Annotated in this window: 22 protein-coding genes and 4 tRNA genes; 18 read left to right on the forward strand and 8 right to left on the reverse strand. The window is 54.8% G+C overall.

Annotation, left to right across the window (positions count from 1 at the left end):
- Window positions 1-228 precede the first annotated feature (228 nt).
- The 5 genes from thrP to FE839_RS17635 all read left to right on the forward strand — a co-directional run bounded on the left by thrP (window position 229) and on the right by FE839_RS17635 (window position 2154).
- A complete protein-coding gene (thrP, locus tag FE839_RS17615) occupies window positions 229-1614 on the forward strand; it encodes a bifunctional threonine/serine APC transporter ThrP (protein ID WP_138362081.1) in 1386 nt (461 codons plus the stop codon).
- A gap of 102 nt (window positions 1615-1716) precedes the next feature.
- A tRNA-Arg gene (locus FE839_RS17620) sits at window positions 1717-1793 on the forward strand.
- Between the two features lie 55 nt (window positions 1794-1848).
- Window positions 1849-1924 (forward strand) — tRNA-His (locus FE839_RS17625).
- 22 nt (window positions 1925-1946) lie between these two features.
- Window positions 1947-2033, forward strand: a tRNA-Leu gene (locus tag FE839_RS17630).
- Between the two features lie 44 nt (window positions 2034-2077).
- A tRNA-Pro gene (locus tag FE839_RS17635) sits at window positions 2078-2154 on the forward strand.
- A gap of 487 nt (window positions 2155-2641) precedes the next feature.
- Here FE839_RS17635 and hemY read toward each other — a convergent pair.
- The 4 genes from hemY to hemC are packed head-to-tail and all read right to left on the reverse strand — an operon-like array spanning window position 2642 to window position 6717.
- Window positions 2642-3838 (reverse strand): protoheme IX biogenesis protein HemY, encoded by a 1197-nt coding sequence (gene hemY, locus FE839_RS17640; protein WP_138362082.1) that lies wholly within the window; start codon window positions 3836-3838, stop codon window positions 2642-2644.
- Between the two features lie 3 nt (window positions 3839-3841).
- Window positions 3842-5017 (reverse strand): uroporphyrinogen-III C-methyltransferase, encoded by a 1176-nt coding sequence (hemX, locus tag FE839_RS17645; protein ID WP_138362083.1) that lies wholly within the window; start codon window positions 5015-5017, stop codon window positions 3842-3844.
- Between the two features lie 21 nt (window positions 5018-5038).
- Complete coding sequence (hemD, locus tag FE839_RS17650) at window positions 5039-5779, reverse strand: uroporphyrinogen-III synthase (protein WP_138362084.1); 741 nt, start codon at window positions 5777-5779, stop codon at window positions 5039-5041.
- The gene (gene hemC, locus FE839_RS17655) at window positions 5776-6717 is read right to left on the reverse strand and encodes a hydroxymethylbilane synthase (RefSeq protein WP_138362085.1); all 942 of its coding nucleotides are present in this window, start codon (window positions 6715-6717) and stop codon (window positions 5776-5778) included. Before hemC ends, hemD begins: the two co-directional genes overlap by 4 nt.
- 347 nt (window positions 6718-7064) lie before the next feature.
- Between hemC and cyaA the strand changes: the two genes are divergently transcribed.
- The gene (gene cyaA / locus FE839_RS17660) at window positions 7065-9614 is read left to right on the forward strand and encodes a class I adenylate cyclase (protein ID WP_138362086.1); all 2550 of its coding nucleotides are present in this window, start codon (window positions 7065-7067) and stop codon (window positions 9612-9614) included.
- A 69-nt stretch (window positions 9615-9683) separates the two neighbouring features.
- Here the strand turns inward: cyaA and cyaY are convergent, their stop codons facing one another.
- On the reverse strand, window positions 9684-10004 hold the full coding sequence (cyaY, locus tag FE839_RS17665) for an iron donor protein CyaY (protein WP_138362087.1): 321 nt from the start codon (window positions 10002-10004) through the stop codon (window positions 9684-9686).
- Between the two features lie 138 nt (window positions 10005-10142).
- On the opposite strand from cyaY, the gene lptM reads away from it, so the two are divergent.
- The 8 genes from lptM (at window position 10143) to corA (ending at window position 17047) form a co-directional block, all read left to right on the forward strand.
- Window positions 10143-10346, forward strand: coding sequence for an LPS translocon maturation chaperone LptM (gene lptM, locus FE839_RS17670; protein ID WP_138362088.1), 204 nt, complete (start codon window positions 10143-10145; stop codon window positions 10344-10346).
- Window positions 10347-10371: 25 nt separating this feature from the next.
- On the forward strand, window positions 10372-11196 hold the full coding sequence (gene dapF, locus FE839_RS17675; protein ID WP_138362130.1) for a diaminopimelate epimerase: 825 nt from the start codon (window positions 10372-10374) through the stop codon (window positions 11194-11196).
- The gene (locus FE839_RS17680; RefSeq protein ID WP_138362089.1) at window positions 11193-11900 is read left to right on the forward strand and encodes a DUF484 domain-containing protein; all 708 of its coding nucleotides are present in this window, start codon (window positions 11193-11195) and stop codon (window positions 11898-11900) included. Before dapF ends, FE839_RS17680 begins: the two co-directional genes overlap by 4 nt.
- Complete coding sequence (gene xerC / locus FE839_RS17685) at window positions 11897-12799, forward strand: tyrosine recombinase XerC (protein WP_138362090.1); 903 nt, start codon at window positions 11897-11899, stop codon at window positions 12797-12799. The genes FE839_RS17680 and xerC overlap by 4 nt, the downstream gene beginning before the upstream one ends.
- The gene (gene yigB / locus FE839_RS17690) at window positions 12799-13515 is read left to right on the forward strand and encodes a 5-amino-6-(5-phospho-D-ribitylamino)uracil phosphatase YigB (protein ID WP_138362091.1); all 717 of its coding nucleotides are present in this window, start codon (window positions 12799-12801) and stop codon (window positions 13513-13515) included. Before xerC ends, yigB begins: the two co-directional genes overlap by 1 nt.
- A gap of 63 nt (window positions 13516-13578) precedes the next feature.
- Complete coding sequence (gene uvrD / locus FE839_RS17695) at window positions 13579-15741, forward strand: DNA helicase II (protein WP_138362092.1); 2163 nt, start codon at window positions 13579-13581, stop codon at window positions 15739-15741.
- A 148-nt stretch (window positions 15742-15889) separates the two neighbouring features.
- Window positions 15890-15946, forward strand: coding sequence for a YsgD/CorL family protein (ysgD, locus tag FE839_RS25145; protein WP_349817343.1), 57 nt, complete (start codon window positions 15890-15892; stop codon window positions 15944-15946).
- Window positions 15947-16096: 150 nt separating this feature from the next.
- Window positions 16097-17047, forward strand: coding sequence for a magnesium/cobalt transporter CorA (corA, locus tag FE839_RS17700; RefSeq protein WP_138362093.1), 951 nt, complete (start codon window positions 16097-16099; stop codon window positions 17045-17047).
- A gap of 182 nt (window positions 17048-17229) precedes the next feature.
- On the opposite strand, the gene rarD is transcribed toward corA, so the two are convergent.
- Entirely contained in the window at window positions 17230-18123 is an 894-nt protein-coding gene (rarD, locus tag FE839_RS17705) for an EamA family transporter RarD (protein WP_138362094.1), read from the reverse strand.
- Window positions 18124-18172: 49 nt separating this feature from the next.
- Entirely contained in the window at window positions 18173-18637 is a 465-nt protein-coding gene (gene yigI, locus FE839_RS17710; protein WP_138362095.1) for an acyl-CoA thioesterase YigI, read from the reverse strand.
- A gap of 155 nt (window positions 18638-18792) precedes the next feature.
- Here yigI and pldA point away from each other — a divergent pair, with 155 nt between their 5' ends.
- The 3 genes from pldA to rhtC all read left to right on the forward strand — a co-directional run bounded on the left by pldA (window position 18793) and on the right by rhtC (window position 22238).
- Window positions 18793-19665, forward strand: a complete 873-nt coding sequence (gene pldA / locus FE839_RS17715) for a phospholipase A (RefSeq protein WP_138362096.1) — start codon at window positions 18793-18795, stop codon at window positions 19663-19665.
- Window positions 19666-19732: 67 nt separating this feature from the next.
- Window positions 19733-21559 (forward strand): ATP-dependent DNA helicase RecQ, encoded by a 1827-nt coding sequence (recQ, locus tag FE839_RS17720; RefSeq protein WP_138362097.1) that lies wholly within the window; start codon window positions 19733-19735, stop codon window positions 21557-21559.
- A 61-nt stretch (window positions 21560-21620) separates the two neighbouring features.
- Window positions 21621-22238, forward strand: a complete 618-nt coding sequence (gene rhtC / locus FE839_RS17725) for a threonine export protein RhtC (protein WP_138362098.1) — start codon at window positions 21621-21623, stop codon at window positions 22236-22238.
- A 121-nt stretch (window positions 22239-22359) separates the two neighbouring features.
- Here rhtC and rhtB read toward each other — a convergent pair whose 3' ends face one another.
- Window positions 22360-22980, reverse strand: a complete 621-nt coding sequence (rhtB, locus tag FE839_RS17730; RefSeq protein ID WP_138362099.1) for a homoserine/homoserine lactone efflux protein — start codon at window positions 22978-22980, stop codon at window positions 22360-22362.
- Window positions 22981-23089: 109 nt separating this feature from the next.
- Between rhtB and pldB the strand changes: the two genes are divergently transcribed.
- The gene (gene pldB, locus FE839_RS17735; protein ID WP_138362100.1) at window positions 23090-24082 is read left to right on the forward strand and encodes a lysophospholipase L2; all 993 of its coding nucleotides are present in this window, start codon (window positions 23090-23092) and stop codon (window positions 24080-24082) included.
- The last annotated feature ends 28 nt before the right edge of the window (window positions 24083-24110 follow it).

Genomic DNA, 24110 nt, shown 5'->3' on the forward strand with positions numbered 1-24110 from the left:
TCCACTGCACTTTCGCGGATTTTGCTGGGTATTCTGTGTAATGTATTCACTCACCTGATACTTTATTTGCCATTTCGCTAAAATTCATTAACCATTCGCAAGCTTAATACGCGACGGGTAAGTATTGCCGTCGTGTTGGCAGGGTATGACTTCATAAAAATAACCGGCATATACACACCACAGCTTGCGGTGCGCTAAAACCGGAGCAGGGCAAATACAAGAGGCTATATGACTGAGAAAAAAGCGGAACTTCAGCGAGGACTGGAGGCGCGACATATTGAGCTAATCGCACTTGGCGGCACGATTGGCGTGGGATTATTTATGGGAGCAGGAAGTACGCTGAAGTGGGCCGGGCCTTCGGTTCTGCTGGCGTATATTATCGCCGGCCTGTTTGTCTTTTTTATCATGCGTTCGATGGGCGAAATGCTGTTTCTTGAGCCGGTAACCGGTTCATTCGCCGTTTACGCTCATCGCTATATGAGCCCGTTTTTCGGCTATCTCACCGCCTGGTCCTACTGGTTTATGTGGATGGCGGTTGGGATATCAGAGATTACGGCGATCGGGGTCTATGTCCAGTTCTGGTTCCCGGAAATGGCTCAGTGGATACCGGCGCTGATTGCAGTTGGCCTGGTCGCGTTGGCGAATCTGGCGGCGGTACGACTGTATGGCGAAATTGAATTCTGGTTCGCGATGATTAAAGTCACTACCATTATCGTGATGATCGTGGTTGGGCTGGGCGTTATTTTCTTTGGCTTTGGCAACGGTGGACACTCCCTTGGCTTTGGCAATCTGACCGCGCATGGCGGTTTCTTCGCTGGCGGCTGGAAGGGCTTCCTGACGGCGCTGTGTATTGTTGTCGCGTCCTATCAGGGCGTTGAGCTTATCGGTATCACCGCCGGTGAAGCGAAGAATCCGCAGGTCACTCTGCGCAGCGCTGTAGGCAAGGTGCTGTGGCGAATCCTGATTTTCTATGTCGGCGCGATTTTTGTTATCGTCACGATTTTCCCATGGGATCAGATTGGCTCGAACGGCAGTCCGTTTGTGCTGACTTTTGCCAAAATTGGTATCACGGCGGCGGCGGGCATTATCAATTTTGTGGTGCTGACGGCAGCGCTTTCCGGCTGTAACAGCGGAATGTATAGCTGCGGACGTATGCTTTACGCGCTGGCCAGAAACCGCCAGTTGCCTGCGGCGATCGCTAAAGTCTCGCGTAACGGTGTGCCGTCGGTGGGCGTGGCGTTGTCAATAGTGATTCTGTTGGGCGGTTCGTGCCTGAACTACATTATTCCCAACCCGCAGCGGGTTTTCGTCTACGTTTACAGCGCCAGCGTATTGCCGGGTATGGTACCGTGGTTTGTGATCCTGATTAGCCAGTTGCGTTTTCGTCTGGTGCACAAAGAAGCGATGGCCAGTCATCCGTTTCGCTCGCTGTTTTTCCCGTGGGTGAACTATTTAACCATGGCATTCCTGGTTTGCGTGCTGGCAGGTATGGGATTTAACGACGATACGCGTATGTCGCTCTTTGTCGGGATGATTTTTCTGGCTGCCGTGACGTTTATTTATAAGGCGTTTGGCCTTGGGCGGCGCGGAAATGTTGATGATGTGACGGAATAAGCGACAAAACGCACAAAGCATAACCAAACGATCATTTTCTTTTAAAAGGCACTAGACAGCGGGGGAGGAAGTCCGTATTATCCGACCCCGCAACGGCGCTAAGCGCCCGTAGCTCAGCTGGATAGAGCGCTGCCCTCCGGAGGCAGAGGTCTCAGGTTCGAATCCTGTCGGGCGCACCATTCACCCGGTGCTGGAGCTGCGGTGGTTTCAATACCGCGTAAAAGATTTACAGTGGTGGCTATAGCTCAGTTGGTAGAGCCCTGGATTGTGATTCCAGTTGTCGTGGGTTCGAATCCCATTAGCCACCCCATTATTTAGAAAGTTGTGATATTGCGAAGGTGGCGGAATTGGTAGACGCGCTAGCTTCAGGTGTTAGTGTTCTTACGGACGTGGGGGTTCAAGTCCCCCCCCTCGCACCACGACTTTATAAAGAGTTGAACTAAAAATTCAAAAAGCAGTACATCGGCGAGTAGCGCAGCTTGGTAGCGCAACTGGTTTGGGACCAGTGGGTCGGAGGTTCGAATCCTCTCTCGCCGACCAATTTTGAACCCCGCTCCGGCGGGGTTTTTTGTTTTCTGATTTTGCAGAAAATGTTTCTCTTTCTGATACCGCTAGAAAATATCCCGCCGATCGCGATGCGACTTATTGTCCAGAATACTCCCAATTCCTTATGCGGATAGATGCATTTTCTACAGGTCTTGTGCGATAATCACCGGGTAGATGCTCATTCCACCTCTTATGTTCGCCTCAGGGCCTCATAAACTCAGGAATGATGCAGAGCCGTTTACGGTGCTTATCGTCCACTGACAGATGTCGCGTTTTTCGCCTCATCAAACACCATGGACACGACGTTGAGTGAAGCACCCAATTGTTGTCAAATAGATCTGTTTTAACGCCTGCTCTGGTTTCAGGGCAGGCGTTTTTTTATGGGGACGCGGAAGAGAACTGCCGGATGGCGGTTTCGCCTTATCCGGCTTACGGTGACCTGGTAGGCCCGGTAAGCGTAGCGCCACCGGGCAATGGGAAATTACTGCGGAGGATTGTTTTGCAGCGTCAGCAACAGGCCATCGCGGCGCATCGACGCGGCTTCTTCTGGCTGATGCAACCGGTCGAGGGTATCGGCAAGCCATGCGTAATCAAACGCATCCGGGCGCTGCTTGAGCGCGGCGCGGAACGCTACGCTGGCTTCCTGCCACTCGCCGTGACGCATGAGCGATTGCCCCAGCGTGCTCCATAGCAGCGGACGATCGCCGACCGTTTTAAGCTGCTGACGCAGTACTTTCTCTAATTGCTCCGGGTTATTGGTTTTCAGCCGCGGAACAGGCATCACCAGACGGTCGTCATAGTGCTTTTTCAGGCCATTAATAATAATTTGCTGAGCAGTGTCATGGTCGTCGCTTTCGATAAGCCGCTCGGCCATTGCCACCTGTAGCGTCACCTGGTTGCGGGTTTTACGGCTCTGATTTTTCCACCAGTCGCGCAAGCCTTCGCTGCCGCCGTCGGCCAGGGCTTTATCCATCAAACCAATCCACGCCATCTGTTCCAGTTCAGCACGATGCTCTTCATCGCTGACGTTAGCTTTTGCCATCGACGGGATGATATCCAGCAGCGAATTCCAGGCTCCGGTGCGGATGTAGGCCTGCTCAGCCAGCCGCAGTACTTCCGGATGACGCGGCGTGATCTCCAGCAGCTTGTCGATGCCGTGACGGGCGGCGTGGTTTTCATTACGCGCCAGCTGCAGGCGGACACGGGTAATTTCGACCGGGATCAGATCGTCGCCAGTCAGTTCGGTTGCGCGCTCCAGATGCTGGTTCGCGCGGGCTTCATCTCCACGCTGCTGGGCCGCTTCCGCCGCCAGCAGGTAATTCACCACAGGCTGTTCCGCGTGATCGGCATTTTTCGCCATCAGTTTTTCAACCTGTTGATAATCGCCTTCCGCCAGTTTTAGCAGCGCCTGCTCGGTTTGTTTGCGCGCACGGCGGCGCTTGCGGCCCACGAACCAGCCGCGGGTATGCGCACCGGTACGGAAAATACGCCGCAGCAACCATTCAATGGCAAACAACACCACCATGGTGAGGATCATGATAATCGCTAACCCGGTAACGCTGGTTTCAATGTTGTAATTATCCGTCTGGATCAGGACGTAACCCTGATGGCCGGCGATCATCGGGCCGACAACGATCCCGGCAATCAACAGCGCGAAGAGTAAGAGGATTTTCAGCATGCGTTACTCTCCTTGTGGCGCAGGTGCTGGCGCGGGGGCTGGCGTCGGGACGCTGGTCGGTGCTTCGGCCGGTTGCGCCATCAGGTTACGTACCCGCGTTTGCATAAGTTTCTCAAGCAGCGCCTGGCTCTGCAGGCTTTCCGGTACGTTCATGGTGATGCTTTGCTGGCTGAGCTTATCGATATCCTCAAGGAAAGCTTTAGTGGTCGCGTCGTCAGTATCGTAGTAGGCACGAACCCAGGTTGAGACGTTATCCAGTGCCTGCTTGTAGGTTTCTTCCTGATGGCGCGGTACCGCCTGCGCCGCAACGAGCAGCCGGGAGCGAATATTTTCGCGCAGGTAGACGTCCTGATTAGGGGCCAGCAGCGGTACGGCGGTTTCGTCACGGCGGCGGACGGTAATAAAGCTGTCCATAAAGTTCTGCCAGCTTTTTTGCAGATTGACTCGCCACTCGCTAATGGAGCTGGATAGTTCATCACTATCGGAATCCATTGGGGAGTCATCGTCGTTATTGTCCGCCAGACGTAAATTATCGACCTGGTTAGCGAGCTGGTTTACTTTCAGGATGATGCCGTCATAGTCCACCTGGTTAACGGCGGCAAGGGAGGCGATATCGTTAGTGATGGCGCGGCGAGCGCTAATCAGGCTCGGATCGTTCATATCCGCGAGGCTGGCGTCGGCGCTCTTCAGTAGCGCGGCGGCGGTTGTCACGTCCTGATCGCTCCACAGCTTACGCCCGGCCAGTTTCACCAGGAAATCGGCCTGGGCCAGCAGCCAGGTTTTGGTATCGCTACCGGAAATCACGGCGACTTTTTGCTGCACTTCATCCAGCTTCTTTGCCAGCGAATCTTGCTGCTGCCGCGCTTCCGTCAGCTGGTCGGCCTGCTGCTTAATAATGCTTTCAAGTTCGCTTTTTTGGCTTTCCTGCGCTTTTTGCAGCGCGGCGATCTGGCTGGATAGCCCGGCGCTGGTTTCGCTCTGGCGGGTCGCCTGGGTTTTCGTCAGGCCGTAAAGGCCGACGCCAGCAGCGAGTGCGATAGCGACGGCTATCGCACTCAGGGCGAGACTGACTTTACTGCCGCCACTTTTCTTTTCTACGCTATTTTCTGGCTGTGGTCTCTTTTCCACGGCCTCCCTGGTCTCTTCAACCACGGCGGATTGATTCTGTTGTTCCGTCATTATGGCTTCCAATGTTGAGAGTTATTGTAATGCGCGTAGCAGCGCATCGTTGTCGGCGCTATCGGCAACCTGGATATCCTGCCAGCCCAGTTCCCTGGCCTGTTCGGCCAGGCGTTCACTGACAACTAAAATGCGACAGCTAAGGAGCCAATGTTCACGATACCACTGCGGTATGAGCGTCCAGAGCTGCTGCAGCATCTCGCCGCTGGTAACCACCAGCGTCGACACCCCGCGAGACTGCCAGCGCATTGCTTCTTCTGCGCCATCATAGTGCCTTGCACTACGTTGATAACATTCACAAAAAGTGACATGCGCTCCGCGTTCACGGAGAGTGTCACCGAGTAGTTCCCGTCCGCCGTTTCCACGAAGGATGACGGCTTTTTTACCCGCAATATTTTGTAATTCAGGTAATTGTAGCAAGACTTCGCTGATTTCCCGATCTAACGGATAGCGAATATCATGACTGCTGACTTTGTGCAGGGCCAGCGCGGTAGTGCGACCAATTGCAAAATAATCGGGTGCAGAGGGCCAGAGCCCCCCCTGTTGCTGGAGGTGAGAATGAGCAAACTCAACGGCGTGCTGTGAGAGCGCGAAGAGTAAGTCACCCGCCTCAAGACTTGCCAGCTTGCCGCCCAGTTCCCGGAGCTGGCGACCCGGCGTAAACTCAATGAGTGGAAAGCTCCACGCCACGCGTCCCAGCGCGCGCAGGCGGCTAACTAACTCTTCGCCTTGCGGTAGCGGACGGGTGACCAGGATACTCATTGCGGTGCTTCTCCTGCGTAAACGACGGCGAGAATGTCACGAGCGCCATTTTCCAGAAGCTCTTCGGCAAGGGAGACGCCGAGGGTTTCGGCATCTTGCGGTCGACCGCGCCGCTCGCCGCGTACTACCTGCGAGCCATCCGGCATGCCGACTAGCGCGCGTAGCCACAGCTCGCCGTCGATAAGCTCGGCGTAGCTGCCGATAGGCACCTGGCAACCACCTTCAAGACGGGTATTCATTGCTCGTTCTGCCCGCACGCGTATTGCCGTTTCCGTATGGTTGAGCGGCGCCAGCAACGCTTTTGTCCATTCGTCATCAAGGCGACATTCGATACCGACTGCGCCCTGACCGACAGCCGGTAGCGACTGTTCCGGCGTCAACGGTTGACGAATACGCTCCTCCAGCTTCAGGCGTTTAAGCCCGGCAGCAGCAAGAATAATGGCGTCATACTCACCGCTATCGAGTTTCCCCAGACGCGTGCCCACATTGCCGCGCAGGGAACGGATCGTCAGATCCGGCCGCTCCGCAGCCAACTGGCACTGACGGCGCAAACTTGAGGTGCCCACGATGCTGCCATGCGGCAGGTCATCAAGGGAAGCATAGTGATTAGAGACAAACGCATCGCGCGGATCTCCGCGTTCGCAAATGGTGACCAGTCCCAGCCCTTCCGGAAACGCCACCGGCACGTCTTTCATGGAATGAACCGCGATATCGGCGCGTCCTTCCAGCATAGCCAGTTCCAGCTCTTTCACAAACAGACCCTTGCCACCTACTTTTGCAAGAGGGGTATCAAGGATCACGTCACCGCGGGTGACCATTGGCACCAGTTCAACGGAAAGCCCCGGATGGCAGGACTCCAGACGTTCTTTCACATAATGTGCTTGCCATAGCGCAAGCGGGCTTTGCCGTGTGGCAATTCTCAAAACTTTGTCTAACATGCTTGTTACCGTCATCGTCGACCACTGACCATCCTAACATTGTTGTCTTAGGGATGTTAGTTTTGTGGCGTAAGGGGCGCGGCCATCTTTTTTTAGCCTTTCATGCGTTTGCTGGTTGCCACATACGTAGCGAAGAATTTACATGTAGTAAAGGGTGCTACACTGGTATGTAGCGCATCTTTCTTTACGGTCAATCCGCAAGGTGTTAGATTGATCACGTTTTAAACCATTTGTCAGTCCGCAGTTCATCACAACCCCACCGACGACGAATGGTGACGGTTTTTGTTGAAATACTGAAACTCTCCGTACTATTGTACGTCGGGTTTTTGAACATCAGGCGATATGTCTTGTACCTCTATATTGAGACACTGAAACAGAGACTGGATGCCATCAACCAATTGCGCGTGGATCGCGCCCTTGCTGCTATGGGACCTGCTTTCCAGCAGGTTTACAGTCTACTGCCGACACTATTACATTATCATCATCCGCTGATGCCGGGTTACCTTGACGGTAACGTTCCCCGCGGCATTTGCCTCTACACGCCTGATGAAACCCAACGCCACTACCTTGACGAACTTGAACTCCATCGTGGCATGCTGGCCCAGGAACCGCCGAAAGGCGAACTGCCGATTACCGGCCTCTACTCCATGGGCAGTACTTCTTCCGTCGGTCAAAGCTGTTCTTCCGACCTTGATATCTGGGTTTGCCACCAGTCCTGGCTGGATAACGAAGAGCGCCAGTTGCTACAGCGTAAATGCAGCCTGCTGGAAAGTTGGGCGGCGTCGCTGGGGGTTGAGGTGAGTTTCTTCCTGATCGACGAAAACCGCTTCCGCCATAATGAAAGCGGTAGTCTGGGAGGGGAAGACTGCGGTTCCACCCAGCATATTCTGCTGCTGGATGAGTTTTATCGCACCGCAGTGCGCCTTGCCGGGAAGCGTATATTGTGGAATATGGTGCCATGCGAGGAAGAAGAGCATTACGACGATTACGTCATGAGCCTCTATGCGCAGGGGGTGCTGACGCCAAATGAATGGCTGGATCTCGGCGGCCTGAGTTCGCTGTCGGCGGAAGAGTACTTCGGCGCCAGCCTCTGGCAGTTGTATAAAAGCATCGACTCGCCCTATAAGGCGGTGCTGAAGACGCTGCTGCTGGAAGCGTACTCTTGGGAATATCCCAATAACCGCCTGTTGGCGAAAGATATCAAGCAACGTCTGCATGATGGCGAGATCGTGTCATTTGGCCTCGATCCTTACTGCATGATGCTGGAGCGTGTGACGCTCTATCTGCAGGCCATTGAAGACGAAACGCGCCTCGATCTGGTGCGTCGATGTTTCTACCTGAAAGTTTGCGAGAAGCTGAGCCGGGAGCGCGCCTGCGTCGGCTGGCGTCGCGAAGTGCTGAGTCAGCTGGTGAACGAATGGGGCTGGGATGACAAGCGTTTAATGATGCTCGACAATCGGGCTAACTGGAAAATTGACGAAGTACGCAAAGCGCATAACGAGTTGCTTGATGCGATGATGCAGAGCTATCGTAATCTGATTCGTTTTGCGCGGCGCAATAACCTGAGCGTTTCCGCCAGCCCGCAGGATATCGGCGTACTGACGCGCAAACTGTATGCTGCATTTGAAGCGTTGCCGGGCAAAGTAACGCTGGTGAACCCGCAAATTTCGCCGGATTTATCTGAGCCTAATCTGACCTTTATCCACGTGCCGCCGGGCCGGGCCAACCGCACCGGTTGGTATATTTATAACCGCGCGCCGGATATGGATTCAATCATCAGTCATCAGCCGCTGGAATATAACCGTTATCTTAATAAACTGGTGGCCTGGGCCTGGTTTAACGGCCTCCTGACGTCGCGAACTCGCCTGTTTATTAAGGGCAACAGTATTGTCGATCTGGCGAAATTGCAGGAGATGGTGGCCGATGTGTCGCACCATTTCCCGCTGCGCCTGCCTTCTCCGACGCCGAAAGCGTTGTACAGCCCATGCGAAATTCGTCATCTGGCGATTATCGTCAACCTGGAATATGACCCGACGGTCGCGTTTCGCAACCAGGTGGTGCATTTCGACTTCCGCAAGCTGGATGTTTTCAGCTTCGGCGAAGAGCAAAAATGCCTGATTGGCAGTGTTGATCTGCTCTATCGTAATTCGTGGAATGAAGTCCGAACCCTGCACTTCAACGGCGAGCAGGCGATGATTGAAGCGCTGAAAACCATTCTTGGTAAAATGCATCAGGACGCTGCGCCGCCGGATAGCGTCGAAGTGTTCTGCTATAGCCAACATCTGCGTGGATTAATTCGTACCCGCGTGCAGCAGATGGTTTCCGAGTGTATCGAGCTGCGTCTTTCCAGCACCCGCCAGGATACCGGTCGCTTTAAAGCGCTGCGCGTTTCCGGGCAGACATGGGGATTGTTCTTCGAGCGTCTTAATGTCTCGGTACAGAAGCTGGAGAACGCTATTGAGTTCTACGGCGCGATTTCGCATAACAAACTGCATGGGCTGTCGGTACAGGTGGAGACCAACCACGTCAGGCTACCGCAGGTGGTGGATGGTTTTGCCAGCGAAGGGATTATTCAGTTTTTCTTTGAAGATGCGGATAACGACAGCGGGTTTAACATCTATATTCTTGATGAGAGCAACCGCGCAGAGGTCTACCACCATTGTGAAGGCAGTAAAGAAGATCTGGTGCGCGATGTTAGCCGCTTCTACTCGTCATCGCACGATCGCTTTACCTATGGTTCCAGCTTTATTAACTTTAACCTGCCGCAGTTCTACCAGATTGTCGACATCGATGGCCGGGAGCAGGTGATTCCGTTCCGCAGCCAGGTGATTGCCGCCGCGACCATTCCTGCAAGTCAGGATCCTGCAACGCCGCAGATGTTGCAGCACTACTCCTGAATCCGTCTGGTCGTACAAGCCCGGATAAGACATTAGCCGCAATCCGGGAAAATTACATCAAGTGCGCCGTTAGCGAAAATTCACCGTTTCGCCAGCCTGATTTGTCGCCGCTTGCTCCAGCAGATCCCAGAAGGTTTCGCCGCTGCGGTCGCAGATCCACTCATCATCTTTTAAGTCGAAATGGTAGCCGCCTTGTTTGGTCGCCAGCCACACCTGATGCAACGGCTCCTGACGGTTGATAATGATTTTGCTGCCGTTTTCAAAACTGATAGTCAGCACGCCGCCGTTGATTTCACAGTCGATATCGCTGTCGCCATCCCAGTCGTCCAGACGTTCTTCGATGGTCATCCACAGGGTATCGGCCAGGCGATGGAATTCACTGTCGTTCATGGTTCTGTCCCGCTTTTTTGATCGTGGCGGCAGTATACCGCGAAACAAAAGCGCGCGCAGTGGGATGCTAAACGCTTGCTTTTACGTCTTCTCCTGCGATGATAGAAAGCAGAAAGAATGAATGACGGGCAACTATCCATGAAAAACGTTTTCCCTGTGCTTGCCGTTTTAGTTGCGGCCTGCAGCCTCGCTGGCTGTGGCCTGAAAGGGCCGCTGTATTTCCCACCAGCGGAAAAAACGGCATCTCCGCCAACCAAACCGGTTGATAGCGGTATTCAGAGCTCTACGCCGGATCGAAACGATCGCGGCGATAGCGATGGCCCGACTCAAGTGAATTACTGACAGTTCCGCGTAGCTGGAGTAGATGATGCAGTTCTCTAAAATGCATGGCCTTGGCAACGACTTTATGGTTGTTGACGCGGTAACACAGAATGTTTTCTTCTCACCGGAACTGATTCGCCGCCTGGCGGATCGGCATCTTGGCGTGGGGTTTGATCAACTGCTGATTGTTGAGCCGCCTTACGATCCTGAGCTTGATTTTCATTATCGTATCTTCAACGCCGACGGTAGCGAAGTGGCCCAGTGTGGTAACGGTGCGCGCTGTTTTGCCCGTTTTGTGCGTCTGAAAGGCCTGACCAATAAACGTGACATCCGCGTCAGCACGTCGAATGGCCGTATGCTATTAAGCGTAACGGAAGATGATCTGGTGCGCGTCAATATGGGCGAACCGAACTTCGAGCCGTCGCAGGTGCCATTCCGCGCAAACAAAGCGGAAAAGACCTATATTATGCGTGCCGCGGAACAGACAGTATTGTGCGGCGTGGTGTCAATGGGTAACCCACACTGCGTTATTGAGGTCGATGATGTGGAAACCGCGATGGTGGAAACGCTTGGCCCGGTGATGGAAAACCACGAACGTTTTCCGGAACGGGCGAACATCGGCTTTATGCAGGTGGTCAGCCGTTCCCATATCCGTCTGCGCGTGTACGAGCGCGGCGCGGGTGAAACGCAGGCCTGCGGAAGCGGCGCCTGTGCGGCAGTGGCGATAGGGATCCAGCAGGGATTACTGGGCGAAGAGGTACGGGTGGAGTTACCCGGCGGGCGTCTTGATATCGCCTGGAAAGGCCCGGGTCAACCGTTATTTATGACTGGCCCGGCGGCACATGTCTATGACGGATTTATTCATTTATGAAACAAATCGGGGAAGAACAGCAGGAAATCACCAGTGAGCTCAACGATCGCGCAGTGGTGGATTATCTGTTGCAACATCCTGAATTCTTTATTCGTAATGCAGCGCTGGTGGAGCACATGTCTGTTCCACATCCGGTGCGTGGTTCGGTCTCGCTGGTGGAATGGCATATGGCGCGGGCGCGGAATCATATCAATGTGCTGGAAGAGAACATGACGCTGTTAATGGAGCAGGCAACGGCTAACGAAAGCCTGTTTCAGCGCCTGTTTCATCTGCAAACGCGTCTGGCGGCGGCTGACAGCCTTGATGAAATGCTCAACCGGTTGCATCGCTGGGCGCGCGAACTGGGGCTGGCGGGGGCGACGGTGCGCCTGTTTCCCGATAGCTGGCGCCTTGGCGCACCATCCAAATTTACCCATCTGGCGATAAACCGTCAGGCGTTTGAATCCATACGCATCCAGCGTCTTGGGCAGCAACGGCATTATCTTGGCCCTTTAAATGGTCCGGAACTGCTGGTGGTGTTGCCGGAAGCGAAAGCCGTTGGCTCGGTGGCGATGTCGCTGCTGGGTGGCGATGAAGCGCCAGGCGTGATGTTGTTCAGCAGTCGCGATCCTCAGCACTATCAGCAAGGGCAGGGTACACAGCTGCTGCAGGAAATTGCGGCCATGCTCCCGGGCTTACTGGAGCGCTGGATTGAACGCGCATGACCGACTCACCTCTGTATGAATCCGTCGCGCGTTTTTTACGCTATCTCGGCGTAGAGCGCCAGCTTAGCCCGATAACGCTGCTGAACTACCGGCGTCAACTGGATGTGCTTATCGCGCTGGCGGAAAGCGCCGGGCTTAAAAGCTGGCGGCAGTGCGATGCTGCTCAGGTTCGCAGCCTGGCGACACGTAGTCGTCGTCAGGGACTGGGACCAGCCAGTCTGGCGTTACGTCTCTCCGCTTTACGCAGCTTCTTTGACTGGCTGGTGAGCCAGGGCGAACTGGCGGCTAACCCGGCGAAGGGCATTTCCGCGCCGAAAACACCACGCCATTTACCGAAAAATATCGACGTAGACGATGTTAACCGGCTGCTGGATATCGATCTTAACGATCCGCTGGCGGTGCGCGACCGGGCGATGCTGGAAGTGATGTACGGCTCGGGGCTGCGTCTTTCGGAACTGATCAATCTCGATATCAGGCATCTTGACCTGGAATCTGGCGAAGTGTGGGTAACGGGGAAAGGCAGTAAAGAGCGCCGCCTGCCGATTGGCCGCAATGCGGTGCTATGGATTGAGCACTGGCTCGATCTGCGCGGCCTGTTCGGTACGGATGATGACGCCCTGTTCCTCTCTAAACTGGGCAAGCGTATTTCAGCACGTAACGTGCAGAAACGCTTTGCCGAATGGGGCATTAAACAAGGTCTGAATAGCCACGTACATCCGCATAAACTGCGCCACTCATTCGCCACCCATATGCTGGAATCGAGTGGCGATCTGCGCGGGGTGCAAGAGCTGTTGGGCCATGCCAACCTCTCCACCACCCAAATCTATACCCATCTTGATTTTCAACACCTTGCCGCAGTGTACGATGCGGCGCATCCGCGTGCCAAACGGGGGAAATAATGCGTTTTTACCGGCCTCTGGGCCAGATTTCAGCACTGACGTTTGACCTGGACGATACCCTTTATGACAACCGCCCGGTGATTGACCGGACCCTGCATGAGTCGCTGAGCTTTGTGCGCAGCTATCACCCCCTGCTGAGCAAATTTGACGCCAGCCAGTTGAACCAACTGCGCCAGACGCTGCTGGCATCAGAGCCGGATATTTACCATGATGTCACCGAGTGGCGGCGGCGCGCACTGGAGCTGGGGATGCGCAATGTTGGGCTTTCTGCGGCGCAGGCGAAAGCGGGAGCGGATCAAGCGATGGCTAACTTTGCCCACTGGCGCAGCATGATTGATGTTCCGCAAGAGACGCATGATACGCTGGCGAAGCTGGCTGAAAAGTGGCCGCTGGTGGCGATTACCAACGGTAATGCTCAGCCGGAGCTCTTTGGGCTGAGCGACTACTTCCGCTTTGTGCTGCGCGCGGGCCCGGATGGGCGTTCTAAACCGTTTGCCGATATGTATCATTTGGCGGCGCAGCGGCTGGAACTGCCGCTGGAGCAGATTTTGCACGTTGGCGATGATTTGACTACCGATGTGGCCGGGTCGGTTCGCTGCGGAATGCAGGCATGCTGGATCAGGCCGCTGGACGCAGATCTGATGCATACCCCCGACAGCCGCCTGCTGCCGCACATCGAAATTTCACGGTTGGCATCTCTGACCTCGCTGATATAATCACCAGTAACTCTGTATATATTAACAGGGGTTCGTGGAACCCCTTTATTTCCGGCGGTGCCAATGGACGTTTCTTACCTGCTCGACAGCCTCAATGACAAACAGCGTGAAGCCGTTGCGGCATCACGCACTAACATGCTGGTTCTGGCCGGGGCGGGCAGCGGTAAGACGCGGGTGCTGGTACACCGTATTGCCTGGTTGTTGAGCGTCGAGAACTGTTCCCCTTATTCCATTATGGCAGTGACTTTTACCAACAAAGCAGCGGCGGAAATGCGCCAGCGTATTGGTCAACTGATGGGGACCTCTCAGGGGGGAATGTGGGTCGGTACTTTTCACGGGCTGGCGCATCGTCTGCTACGCGCTCATCACCTCGACGCGAATCTGCCCCAGGATTTCCAGATCCTCGACAGCGAAGACCAGTTGCGCTTGCTCAAGCGCCTGATTAAGGCCATGAATCTTGATGAGAAGCAGTGGCCGCCGCGTCAGGCGATGTGGTACATCAATAGCCAGAAGGACGAAGGTCTGCGTCCGCATCATATTCAAAGCTACGGCAACCCGGTTGAGCAAACCTGGCAGAAGGTCTATCAGGCCTATCAGGAAGCCTGCGATCGCGCCGGGCTGGTGGACTTCGCCGAGTTGCTGCTGCGTGCGCACGAACTGTGGCTGAATAAGCCGCATATCCTTCAGCACTATCGTGAGCGTTTTAGCAATATCCTGGTGGACGAATTCCAGGATACCAACAATATTCAGTACGCGTGGATCCGCCTGCTGGCGGGCGACACTGGTAAAGTGATGATCGTCGGCGATGATGACCAGTCTATTTACGGCTGGCGCGGCGCGCAGGTGGAAAACATCCAGCGCTTCCTCAAAGACTTCCCCGGCGCGGAAACTATTCGTCTGGAGCAAAACTATCGTTCGACCAGTAATATCCTTAGCGCGGCGAACGCCCTGATTGAGAACAACAGCGGGCGTCTGGGCAAAAAGCTGTGGACCGACGGCGCCGACGGCGAGCCGATTTCACTTTACTGTGCGTTTAACGATCTTGATGAGGCGCGTTTTGTCGTCAACCGCATCAAAACCTGGCAGGAGAACGGCGGGGCGCTGGAGCAGTGTGCGATTCTGTATCGCAGCAACGCCCAGTCGCGCGTGCTGGAAGAAGCGCTACTGCAGGCCAGCATGCCGTACCGTATTTATGGCGGCATGCGCTTCTTTGAACGTCAGGAGATCAAAGATGCGCTCTCTTATCTTCGTCTGATCGCTAACCGCAATGACGATGCGGCGTTTGAGCGGGTGGTGAATACCCCAACGCGCGGCATCGGCGATCGTACCCTTGATGTGGTGCGCCAGACCTCGCGCGATCGTCAACTGACGCTGTGGCAGGCCTGTCGTGAGCTGTTAAAAGATAAAGTGCTCGCCGGGCGCGCCGCCAGTGCGCTGCAGCGTTTTATGGAGCTGATTGACGCGTTAGCGCAGGAAACCGCCGATATGCCGCTGCATGTACAGACTGACCGGGTGATTAAAGATTCCGGCCTGCGCATGATGTACGAGCAGGAGAAAGGCGAGAAAGGCCAGACGCGTATCGAAAACTTAGAGGAACTGGTGACGGCAACGCGTCAGTTCAGCTACAACGAAGAAGACGAAGATCTCATGCCGCTACAGGCGTTTCTTTCCCACGCCGCGCTGGAAGCGGGCGAAGGGCAGGCGGATACCTGGCAGGACGCGGTACAACTGATGACCCTGCACTCAGCGAAAGGGCTGGAGTTTCCGCAGGTGTTTATCGTCGGTGTGGAAGAAGGCATGTTCCCGAGTCAGATGGCGCTTGATGAAGGCGGGCGTCTGGAAGAGGAGCGCCGTCTGGCCTACGTTGGCGTGACCCGCGCGATGCAGAAGCTGACCCTGACCTACGCGGAAACCCGCCGCCTGTATGGCAAAGAGGTTTATCATCGCCCGTCGCGCTTTATCGGCGAACTGCCGGAATCGTGCGTGGAAGAGGTACGGCTGCGGGCGACGGTGAGCCGTCCCGTCAGCCATCAGCGTATGGGAACGCCGATGGCGGAAAACGATACCGGCTATAAACTGGGCCAGCGGGTGCGCCACGCGAAGTTTGGCGAGGGCACCATTGTCAATCTCGAAGGCAGCGGCGAACACAGTCGGCTACAGGTTGCATTTCAGGGGCAAGGGATTAAATGGCTGGTTGCCGCTTATGCCCGGCTGGAAACAGTATAACGTTAAGAAAAATATCATTATTTTGTAATATTTTTCTCTCTTTATATCTTAAGGAGACTGATTTTTTCTTAAGCGTTCCGTTGCGTGTTGACGCCGTTTTTGCGCTGGCGTAACATGCGCGCACGATTACGCTAAGAGGACATTCGCCTTGGACACACCCAGTAGATGCTGGCTCAATTTCCTGCCCATCAGGAACAACTCCTAAGGCTATCCTCTTATGCTGATAGCCTTAGCGGTTGTCGGCGACTCGTTCTATTCCCGTCGCGCTGAGTCAGGCTTAATGGTCTGAAACCTAAATTGTTTCTGTGTGCCCATACGAACTGTCCAATAATTTTTTGCATTGGGAGTCCCGGTCATGCTGAGCGCATTTCAACTGGAAAATAATCGTTTAACGCGCCTGGAAGCCGATGAGATCAAGCACCTCGCCAGTTCGGTGTGGGTCGATCTTGTCGAGCCTGATGACGATGAACGAAGCCGCGTGCAAACGGAACTGGGCCAGAACCTGGCGACTCGTCCGGAACTGGAAGATATCGAAGCGTCAGCGCGTTTCTTTGAGGACGAAGACGGCCTGCATATCCACTCGTTTTTCTTCTTCGAAGATGCAGAGGATCACGCCGGTAACTCCACCGTGGCGTTTACTATCCGCGAAGGGCGACTGTTTACGTTGCGCGAGCGAGAGTTGCCTGCTTTCCGTCTGTACCGCATGCGTGCCCGCAGCCAGGCAATGGTTGACGGTAATGCTTACGAGCTGCTGCTCGACCTGTTCGAAACCAAAATTGAACAGCTGGCAGATGAAATTGAAAACATTTACAGCGATCTGGAAAAGCTCAGCCGGGTGATTATGGAAGGCCGCCAGGGCGATGATTATGACGAAGCGCTCTCTACGCTGGCGGAGCAGGAAGATATCGGCTGGAAAGTTCGCTTGTGTCTGATGGATACCCAGCGGGCGCTGAACTTCCTCGTGCGCAAAGCGCGCTTACCCACTGGCCAACTGGAACAGGCGCGTGAAATCCTGCGCGATATCGAATCCCTGCTGCCGCATAATGAATCGTTATTTCAGAAGGTTAACTTCCTGATGCAGGCGGCGATGGGCTTTATCAATATTGAACAGAACCGCATCATCAAGATCTTCTCGGTGGTTTCCGTGGTGTTCCTGCCCCCGACGCTGGTGGCTTCCAGCTACGGGATGAATTTTGAGTTTATGCCCGAGCTGCACTGGAGTTTTGGTTATCCCGGGGCGATTGTCTTTATGATGCTCGCGGGCCTGGCGCCGTATCTGTACTTTAAGCGTAAAAACTGGCTGTAAAAAAGTCTTTTTGACGCGAGGAAAGACGGTTTAACGTCTCAGCCGGGTGGCGGCTGTCGCCTTGCCCGACCTATGTGCCCCGAGATATCACCTGGCTCGTCTGCGCAAGCGAAGCGCCGCCCGGCAATGGCGGCGGATCGCATCCTGCCTGTCACCTGAAAGGCGCTTCGGTTCCTTTTTCATTATGGCCTACGCGTTCTGCGTATTGTGTAAACCGCATCCATCACAAAGATCGCCAGCGCGACCCAGATAAAGGCGAAGGTCACCATTTTGTCCGCATCCGGCACTTCGCCATAAAACATCACCGCCAGCAGGAACATCAGCGTTGGGCCGATATACTGGAAAAATCCCAGCGTGGAGAGACGCAGACGTGTCGCCGCGCCGGTAAAGCACAGCAGTGGAACGGTCGTGACAACACCCGCCGCCATGAGCAACAGGTTCAGGGACCATGGGTTCTGCCCCATATGGCTGGTCGGGCTATCGGCGAGGCCAAATAAATAAACAGCGGCGACGGGCAGCAGCCATAGGGTTTCAAATAGCATCCCGGTTTGTGCATCAACGGCGATTTTTTTACGCAGCAGCCCATAAAAAGCGAAGCTGAACGCCAGGCCGAGCGCGATTATCGGCAGAGAACCAAAGGTCCAGAGCTGCACCAGAACGCCGCATGCGGCCAGCAGTACTGCCAGCCACTGCATCCGGCGAAAGCGCTCGCCAAGGAAGATCATTCCCAACAGAATATTCACCAGCGGATTTATAAAATAGCCAAGACTGGCTTCCAGCATATGATGATTATTCACCGCCCAGATGAATAACAGCCAGTTACCGCCTACCAGCACAGCGGACAGCGCCAGCAGAAGCACCTTTTTCGGCGTTTTAAGCAGCTTTTTAACCTGCGGCCACTGGCGGCTGATGCTGATCAGCGCCACCATGAAGAAGAAGGACCAAATCACGCGGTGAGTCAGAATTTCATCGGCGGGAACATAGTCGATAAGCTTGAAGTACGCAGGCGCGATACCCCAGATAAGATAGGCGGCGAGAGCCAACAGAACCCCCACCCGCGTTTGTTTCGCATCCATCAGTACAAATCCATTGCCAAAGAGAGTGATGTTACTCGATTTATGGCAATCAACCCACCATATACGTTGCCGTGGCGCTGGCGATATAAACCTGTTCTTCGTTATGCAGCTCTACACGGGCGACCGCCACTTTGTTACCGGCGCGCAGCAGGCTGCTGGTGGCGGTAAAGCGTTCTCCGCGTCCCGGACGCAGATAGTCGACCCGTAGATCGATGGTGCCCATCCGCGACAGGCGCTGGCGCAGCTCTTCTTCATTGATGGTGTCGTGGCGCGTCAGCGTACTGCCTACGCAGACCAGCCCTGCGGCGACATCCAGCGCTGAGGCGATCACTCCGCCATGTAAAATGCTTTGTGCCCAGTTGCCGACCATCATCGGCTGGTTGTTAAAACTAAGTTGAGCAAACTCTTTTTCATAGCGCTCCAGTTCCAGCCCTAAAGCACGATTAAAAGGCATATGATAAACGAAGATTTCTCCCACCAGCTTAAGAGCGGCATCGGCGGTAAGTTCAGACATAACAACATTCCATAAGTTAACGAGATGTTGATTTTATGCTTCTGAAATATTGATTTCTACTTTAAGAACAGATAACGGCTCAGAAAGCGCCTAATCCAGGTAGAATACAGACAGGGTTAAACAGAAATAATAATTATCCATCCAGGAGAACAGCAATGCGTATCTCTTTAGCCTGCCTGCTGGCGCTTGTTGCGCTTCCGGTCGGCGTTCTGGCGCAGGACGCGCCGGCGAATGAACAGGTTCATGACACTCCGGCCGTTCGTGGGAGTATTATCGCTAACCTGTTGCAGGACCATGATAATCCGTTTTTACTTTATCCCTATGAGAGCAACTATCTGCTCTATACGTGGACCAGCGATCTTAACAAAGAGGCGATTCGCAGCTATGACTGGGCTGAGAATGCGCGGAAAGACGAAGTGAAGTTCCAGCTCAGCCTGGCATTTCCGCTGTGGCGGGGGATCCTCGGCGATAACTCGCTGCTGGGGGCCTCTTACACGCAAAAATCCTGGTGGCAGCTCTCCAATAGCAAAGAATCCGCGCCGTTTCGTGAAACCAACTATGAGCCGCAGCTGTTTCTCGGTTTTGCGACCGACTACACGCTCGCCGGCTGGACGCTCCGTGACGTTGAGATGGGTTATAACCACGACTCTAATGGTCGTTCCGATCCCACCTCCCGCAGCTGGAACCGGCTCTATACCCGGCTGATGGCGCAAAACGGCAACTGGCTGGTGGAAGTGAAGCCCTGGTACGTTATTGGCAGCACCGACGACAATCCGGATATCACTAAATATATGGGTTATTACCGCCTGAAAGTGGGCTATCAACTGGGTGATGCGATTTTCAGCGCACAGGGGCAATATAACTGGAATACCGGCTATGGCGGCGCTGAGCTGGGGGTGAGCTATCCGATAACCAAACATGTGCGCGTCTATACGCAGGTCTATAGCGGTTATGGTGAGTCGCTCATTGATTATAACTTTAATCAGACTCGCGTCGGCGTTGGGGTGATGCTCAACGATCTGTTTTAATCATTGCACTCTGCTGCTCAGGCGCTGAAAATAGCGCCTGTTTTCTTTTCTGGGATGTGGGGTCAACGTGGCGCAGGCGGAAGTATTAAATCACGAATCGCTGGCTAAGCAGGTTTTACAGCAAACCTTTGGCTACCAGCAGTTTCGCCCCGGCCAGCAAACCATTATTGATACGGCCCTGGCCGGACGGGATTGTCTGGTTGTGATGCCGACCGGCGGCGGAAAGTCTCTGTGTTATCAGGTTCCGGCGCTGGTGCTGGGCGGCCTGACCGTTGTGGTGTCACCGTTGATCTCGCTGATGAAAGACCAGGTCGATCAACTGCTGGCCAACGGCGTGGCGGCGGCGTGCCTGAACTCAACGCAGGGCCGCGAACAGCAGCAGGAGGTGATGGCGGGCTGTCGCAGCGGGCAGATTCGCTTACTGTATATCGCCCCGGAACGTCTGATGCTGGATAACTTCCTTGAGCATCTCACGCACTGGAATCTGGCGATGGTGGCGGTGGATGAGGCACACTGTATTTCCCAGTGGGGGCACGATTTCCGCCCGGAATACGCCGCTCTGGGACAACTGCGTCAGCGGATCCCGCAGATCCCGTTTATGGCGCTGACCGCCACCGCTGATGACACCACCCGCCGCGATATTGTCCGCCTGCTGGGGCTAAGCGATCCGCTGATTCAGGTCAGTAGCTTCGACCGTCCCAATATCCGCTATATGCTGATGGAAAAGTTTAAACCGCTGGATCAACTGATGCGTTATGTGCAGGAGCAGCGCGGCAAGTCGGGCATTATCTACTGCAATAGCCGCTCGAAAGTGGAAGATACCGCCGCACGTTTGCAAAGCCGCGGGATCAGCGCAGCGGCCTATCACGCCGGTCTGGAAAACAATATTCGCGCCAATGTGCAGGAGAAGTTCCAGCGTGACGACCTGCAAATCGTAGTGGCGACGGTGGCCTTCGGGATGGGCATCAACAAACCGAACGTCCGTTTTGTGGTGCATTTCGATATTCCCCGCAATATTGAATCCTACTATCAGGAGACCGGGCGCGCCGGGCGTGATGGCCTGCCTGCCGAGGCGATGTTGTTTTACGATCCGGCGGATATGGCGTGGCTCAGGCGCTGTCTTGAAGAGAAGCCCGTCGGGCCATTGCAGGATATTGAGCGCCATAAGCTCAACGCGATGGGGGCGTTTGCTGAAGCGCAAACCTGCCGTCGTCTGGTACTGCTCAACTATTTTGGTGAAGGGCGTCAGGAGCCTTGCGGCAACTGCGACATCTGCCTCGATCCGCCGAAACAGTACGACGGCTTAATGGACGCGCGTAAGGCGCTATCGACGATTTACCGCGTGAATCAGCGTTTCGGTATGGGGTACGTGGTGGACGTGCTGCGCGGCGCTAATAACCAGCGGATTCGCGAGATGGGGCACGATAAGCTGCCGGTCTATGGTATCGGGCGCGAGCAGAGCCATGAACACTGGGTCAGCGTGATCCGCCAGCTTATCCATTTGGGGCTGGTGACGCAGAATATTGCCCGCCATTCCGCACTACAGCTTACCGAAGCCGCCCGCCCGGTGCTACGCGGGGACGTTTCGTTGCAGCTTGCGGTACCGCGTATTGTGGCGCTGAAGCCGAAGGCGATGCAGAAATCCTTTGGCGGTAATTACGATCGCAAGCTGTTTGCTAAGCTGCGTAAATTGCGTAAAGCCATTGCTGATGAAGAGAATATTCCGCCCTATGTGGTGTTTAACGACACGACGCTGATTGAGATGGCTGAGCAAACGCCGCTTAGCGCCAGTGAGATGCTTAGCATCAACGGCGTCGGCATGCGGAAACTCGAGCGTTTCGGTAAAGCGTTTATGGCTTTGATTCGCAGTCACGTGGATGGTGATGATGAGTAGTCAGCCAGGCGAAAAAGTGCAAATATAGTTTCTGTTCTGACTATTTTCCTGCGAGCCGATCATGTTGACACTCTTCTTCACCGTGGCGCTGGTGCATATCATTGCGCTGATGAGTCCGGGTCCGGACTTCTTCTTTGTCTCACAAACCGCTGTCAGTCGCTCCCGCAAGGAGGCGATGATGGGCGTGCTGGGGATCACCTGCGGCGTCATGGTGTGGGCGGGCGTTGCGCTGCTCGGCCTGAATCTGATCATCGAGAAGATGGCCTGGCTGCACACCATTGTTATGGTTGGCGGCGGGTTGTATCTGTGCTGGATGGGCTTGCAGATGTTGCGTGGCGCGCTTAAGAAAAGCCAGGCGGCGGCGGAACCTCAGGTTGAGCTGGCGCGTAGCGGTCGTAGCTTCCTGAAAGGGCTACTGACCAACCTGGCTAACCCAAAAGCGATTATCTACTTTGGCTCCGTTTTCTCGCTGTTTGTGGGAGATGACGTGAGTTCAGGCGTGCGCTGGGGCATTTTCCTGCTGATCGTGCTGGAGACGCTGGCCTGGTTTACGGTGGTTGCCAGCCTGTTTGCGCTGCCGGGAATGCGTCGCGGCTATCAGCGGATGGCGAAGTGGATCGACGGTATTGCCGGTACGCTATTTGCCGGTTTTGGTATTCATCTGATTATTTCGCGTTAGGCATCCTGCGGCCCACCCATGAGGGCCGGGTGGGCCTGATTTTAGTGACGGAGTTGTTGTAAATACCGCGGTATCGTCAATGTCCCGTTCGGGATTCTGTACGACTTCCTCCAGCCGCTTCTCAGGCGTGACGGGCGGAGGCCAGCAGCGCACCAACCAGCATAAATAGCGAACCGAATACCTTATTCAGCGCTTTCATCTGCTTCGGCCCTTTGATCCATGCGGCGATGCGTTGCGCCAGCGTCGCGTAGCCAATCATCACGATGATATCGACCACGATGGTGGTAACGCCAAGTATCAGGTACTGCATCATCTGGGGCTGGTGTGGCACGATAAACTGCGGGAACAGCGCCGCGAGGAACACAATACTTTTTGGGTTGGTCAGGTTCACGAATATCGCCCGTTTAAACAACTTCCCGCGGGTTTGCACTTTTGCCAGGGTATTCAGGTTGATAGCGCCCGCAGCCCGCCACTGCTGAATACCGAGCCAGATAAGATAGGCGGCGCCCGCCCATTTGAGGATTTCGAAAGCCAGTACGGAACGCGAAAACAGCGTCCCCAGGCCGACGCCGACCAGTACGATATGGATGCCCAGCCCGGTCTGTAGTCCGGCGATAGATGCCGCCGTGCCGCGGTAGCCATGGTTGATTGAGGTGGTCATCGTATTTATCGCCCCGGACCCCGGCGACAGGCTGAGAATAATTGATGTCAGCAGATAGGCAAACCACCACTCGAACGTCATGAGAAACTCCCTGATTGTCTGTTTTTATGCCACAATACGCTATTGTGTGAGCATTGTGTGATACACGATAAAAAAACGATTTTCAGCGGTTATCAGGGGTGTAAACCCGATGTTTTTGCAGCAAAAGGACTGGGAAACACGAGAAAACGCGTTTGCGGCCTTTACTATGGGGCCGTTGACCGATTTCTGGCATCAGCGGGAAGAGGCGGAATTTACGGGAGTGGATAATGTCCCGGTACGCTTTGTTCGTTTCTGCGCTCAACATCATGACCGGGTTGTTGTTATCTGCCCGGGTCGCATTGAAAGTTATGTGAAGTATGCCGAACTGGCTTACGATCTCTTCCTCAGCGGCTTTGATGTGATGATTATCGATCATCGTGGTCAGGGGCGTTCCGGACGGATGCTTTCCGATACCCATCGCGGGCACGTTGTTAATTTCAGTGATTATGTTGAGGATCTTGCCGCCTTCTGGCAGCAGGAAGTGGTTCCCGGACGTTGGCGGAAACGTTTTATACTGGCCCATTCAATGGGCGGAGCTATCGCGACGTTATTTTTACAGCGTTACCGGCAGCATTGTGATGCGATGGCGCTCTGCGCGCCGATGTTCGGCATTGTCATACGTTTACCTGAATGGATGGTGCGCCATATTCTGGATTGGGCTGAGGGCCATCAGCGCATTCGTGAAGAATACGCCATCGGAACCGGTCGCTGGCGGGCGTTGCCTTTTGCGGTCAATGTATTGACGCATAGCCGTCAACGCTATCGCCGCAACCTGCGTTTTTATGCCGATGAACCACAGTTGCGGGTCGGCGGGCCGACGTTTCACTGGGTGCGTGAGGGGATTCTCGCTGGCGAAGAGGTACTGGCCGGTGCGGAAAAAGACGTCACGCCCACGCTGTTGCTCCAGGCGGAGGACGATCGGGTGGTCGATAATCGAATGCACGATCGTTACTGTGCACTCCGCACCGCTGGCGGTCACCCTTGTGAAGGAAATAAACCATTTGTCATACACGGGGCATACCATGAGATCCTTTTTGAAAAGGACGCCATGCGCTCAGTCGCGCTGAATGCTATCGTCGATTTTTTTGGTCGACATCATTAATCCGGCGAAACGCTAGTCGCCCTGCTTA

This window comes from Klebsiella indica, from assembly GCF_005860775.1.
GTDB lineage: Bacteria > Pseudomonadota > Gammaproteobacteria > Enterobacterales > Enterobacteriaceae > Klebsiella > Klebsiella indica.

Excerpts from the sequence above, each read along its gene's own strand:
- pldB (WP_138362100.1), top strand. The coding sequence starts at position 23,090 with ATGTTTTTGCAGCAAAAGGACTGGGAAACACGAGAAAACGCGTTTGCG.
- rhtC (WP_138362098.1), top strand. The coding sequence starts at position 21,621 with ATGTTGACACTCTTCTTCACCGTGGCGCTGGTGCATATCATTGCGCTG.
- rhtB (WP_138362099.1), bottom strand. The coding sequence starts at position 22,980 with ATGACGTTCGAGTGGTGGTTTGCCTATCTGCTGACATCAATTATTCTC.
- xerC (WP_138362090.1), top strand. The coding sequence starts at position 11,897 with ATGACCGACTCACCTCTGTATGAATCCGTCGCGCGTTTTTTACGCTAT.
- hemY (WP_138362082.1), bottom strand. The coding sequence starts at position 3,838 with ATGCTGAAAATCCTCTTACTCTTCGCGCTGTTGATTGCCGGGATCGTT.
- yigB (WP_138362091.1), top strand. The coding sequence starts at position 12,799 with ATGCGTTTTTACCGGCCTCTGGGCCAGATTTCAGCACTGACGTTTGAC.
- thrP (WP_138362081.1), top strand. The coding sequence starts at position 229 with ATGACTGAGAAAAAAGCGGAACTTCAGCGAGGACTGGAGGCGCGACAT.
- hemX (WP_138362083.1), bottom strand. The coding sequence starts at position 5,017 with ATGACGGAACAACAGAATCAATCCGCCGTGGTTGAAGAGACCAGGGAG.
- pldA (WP_138362096.1), top strand. The coding sequence starts at position 18,793 with ATGCGTATCTCTTTAGCCTGCCTGCTGGCGCTTGTTGCGCTTCCGGTC.
- hemC (WP_138362085.1), bottom strand. The coding sequence starts at position 6,717 with ATGTTAGACAAAGTTTTGAGAATTGCCACACGGCAAAGCCCGCTTGCG.
- uvrD (WP_138362092.1), top strand. The coding sequence starts at position 13,579 with ATGGACGTTTCTTACCTGCTCGACAGCCTCAATGACAAACAGCGTGAA.
- FE839_RS17680 (WP_138362089.1), top strand. The coding sequence starts at position 11,193 with ATGAAACAAATCGGGGAAGAACAGCAGGAAATCACCAGTGAGCTCAAC.
- rarD (WP_138362094.1), bottom strand. The coding sequence starts at position 18,123 with ATGGATGCGAAACAAACGCGGGTGGGGGTTCTGTTGGCTCTCGCCGCC.
- cyaY (WP_138362087.1), bottom strand. The coding sequence starts at position 10,004 with ATGAACGACAGTGAATTCCATCGCCTGGCCGATACCCTGTGGATGACC.
- corA (WP_138362093.1), top strand. The coding sequence starts at position 16,097 with ATGCTGAGCGCATTTCAACTGGAAAATAATCGTTTAACGCGCCTGGAA.
- dapF (WP_138362130.1), top strand. The coding sequence starts at position 10,372 with ATGCAGTTCTCTAAAATGCATGGCCTTGGCAACGACTTTATGGTTGTT.
- lptM (WP_138362088.1), top strand. The coding sequence starts at position 10,143 with ATGAAAAACGTTTTCCCTGTGCTTGCCGTTTTAGTTGCGGCCTGCAGC.
- hemD (WP_138362084.1), bottom strand. The coding sequence starts at position 5,779 with ATGAGTATCCTGGTCACCCGTCCGCTACCGCAAGGCGAAGAGTTAGTT.
- yigI (WP_138362095.1), bottom strand. The coding sequence starts at position 18,637 with ATGTCTGAACTTACCGCCGATGCCGCTCTTAAGCTGGTGGGAGAAATC.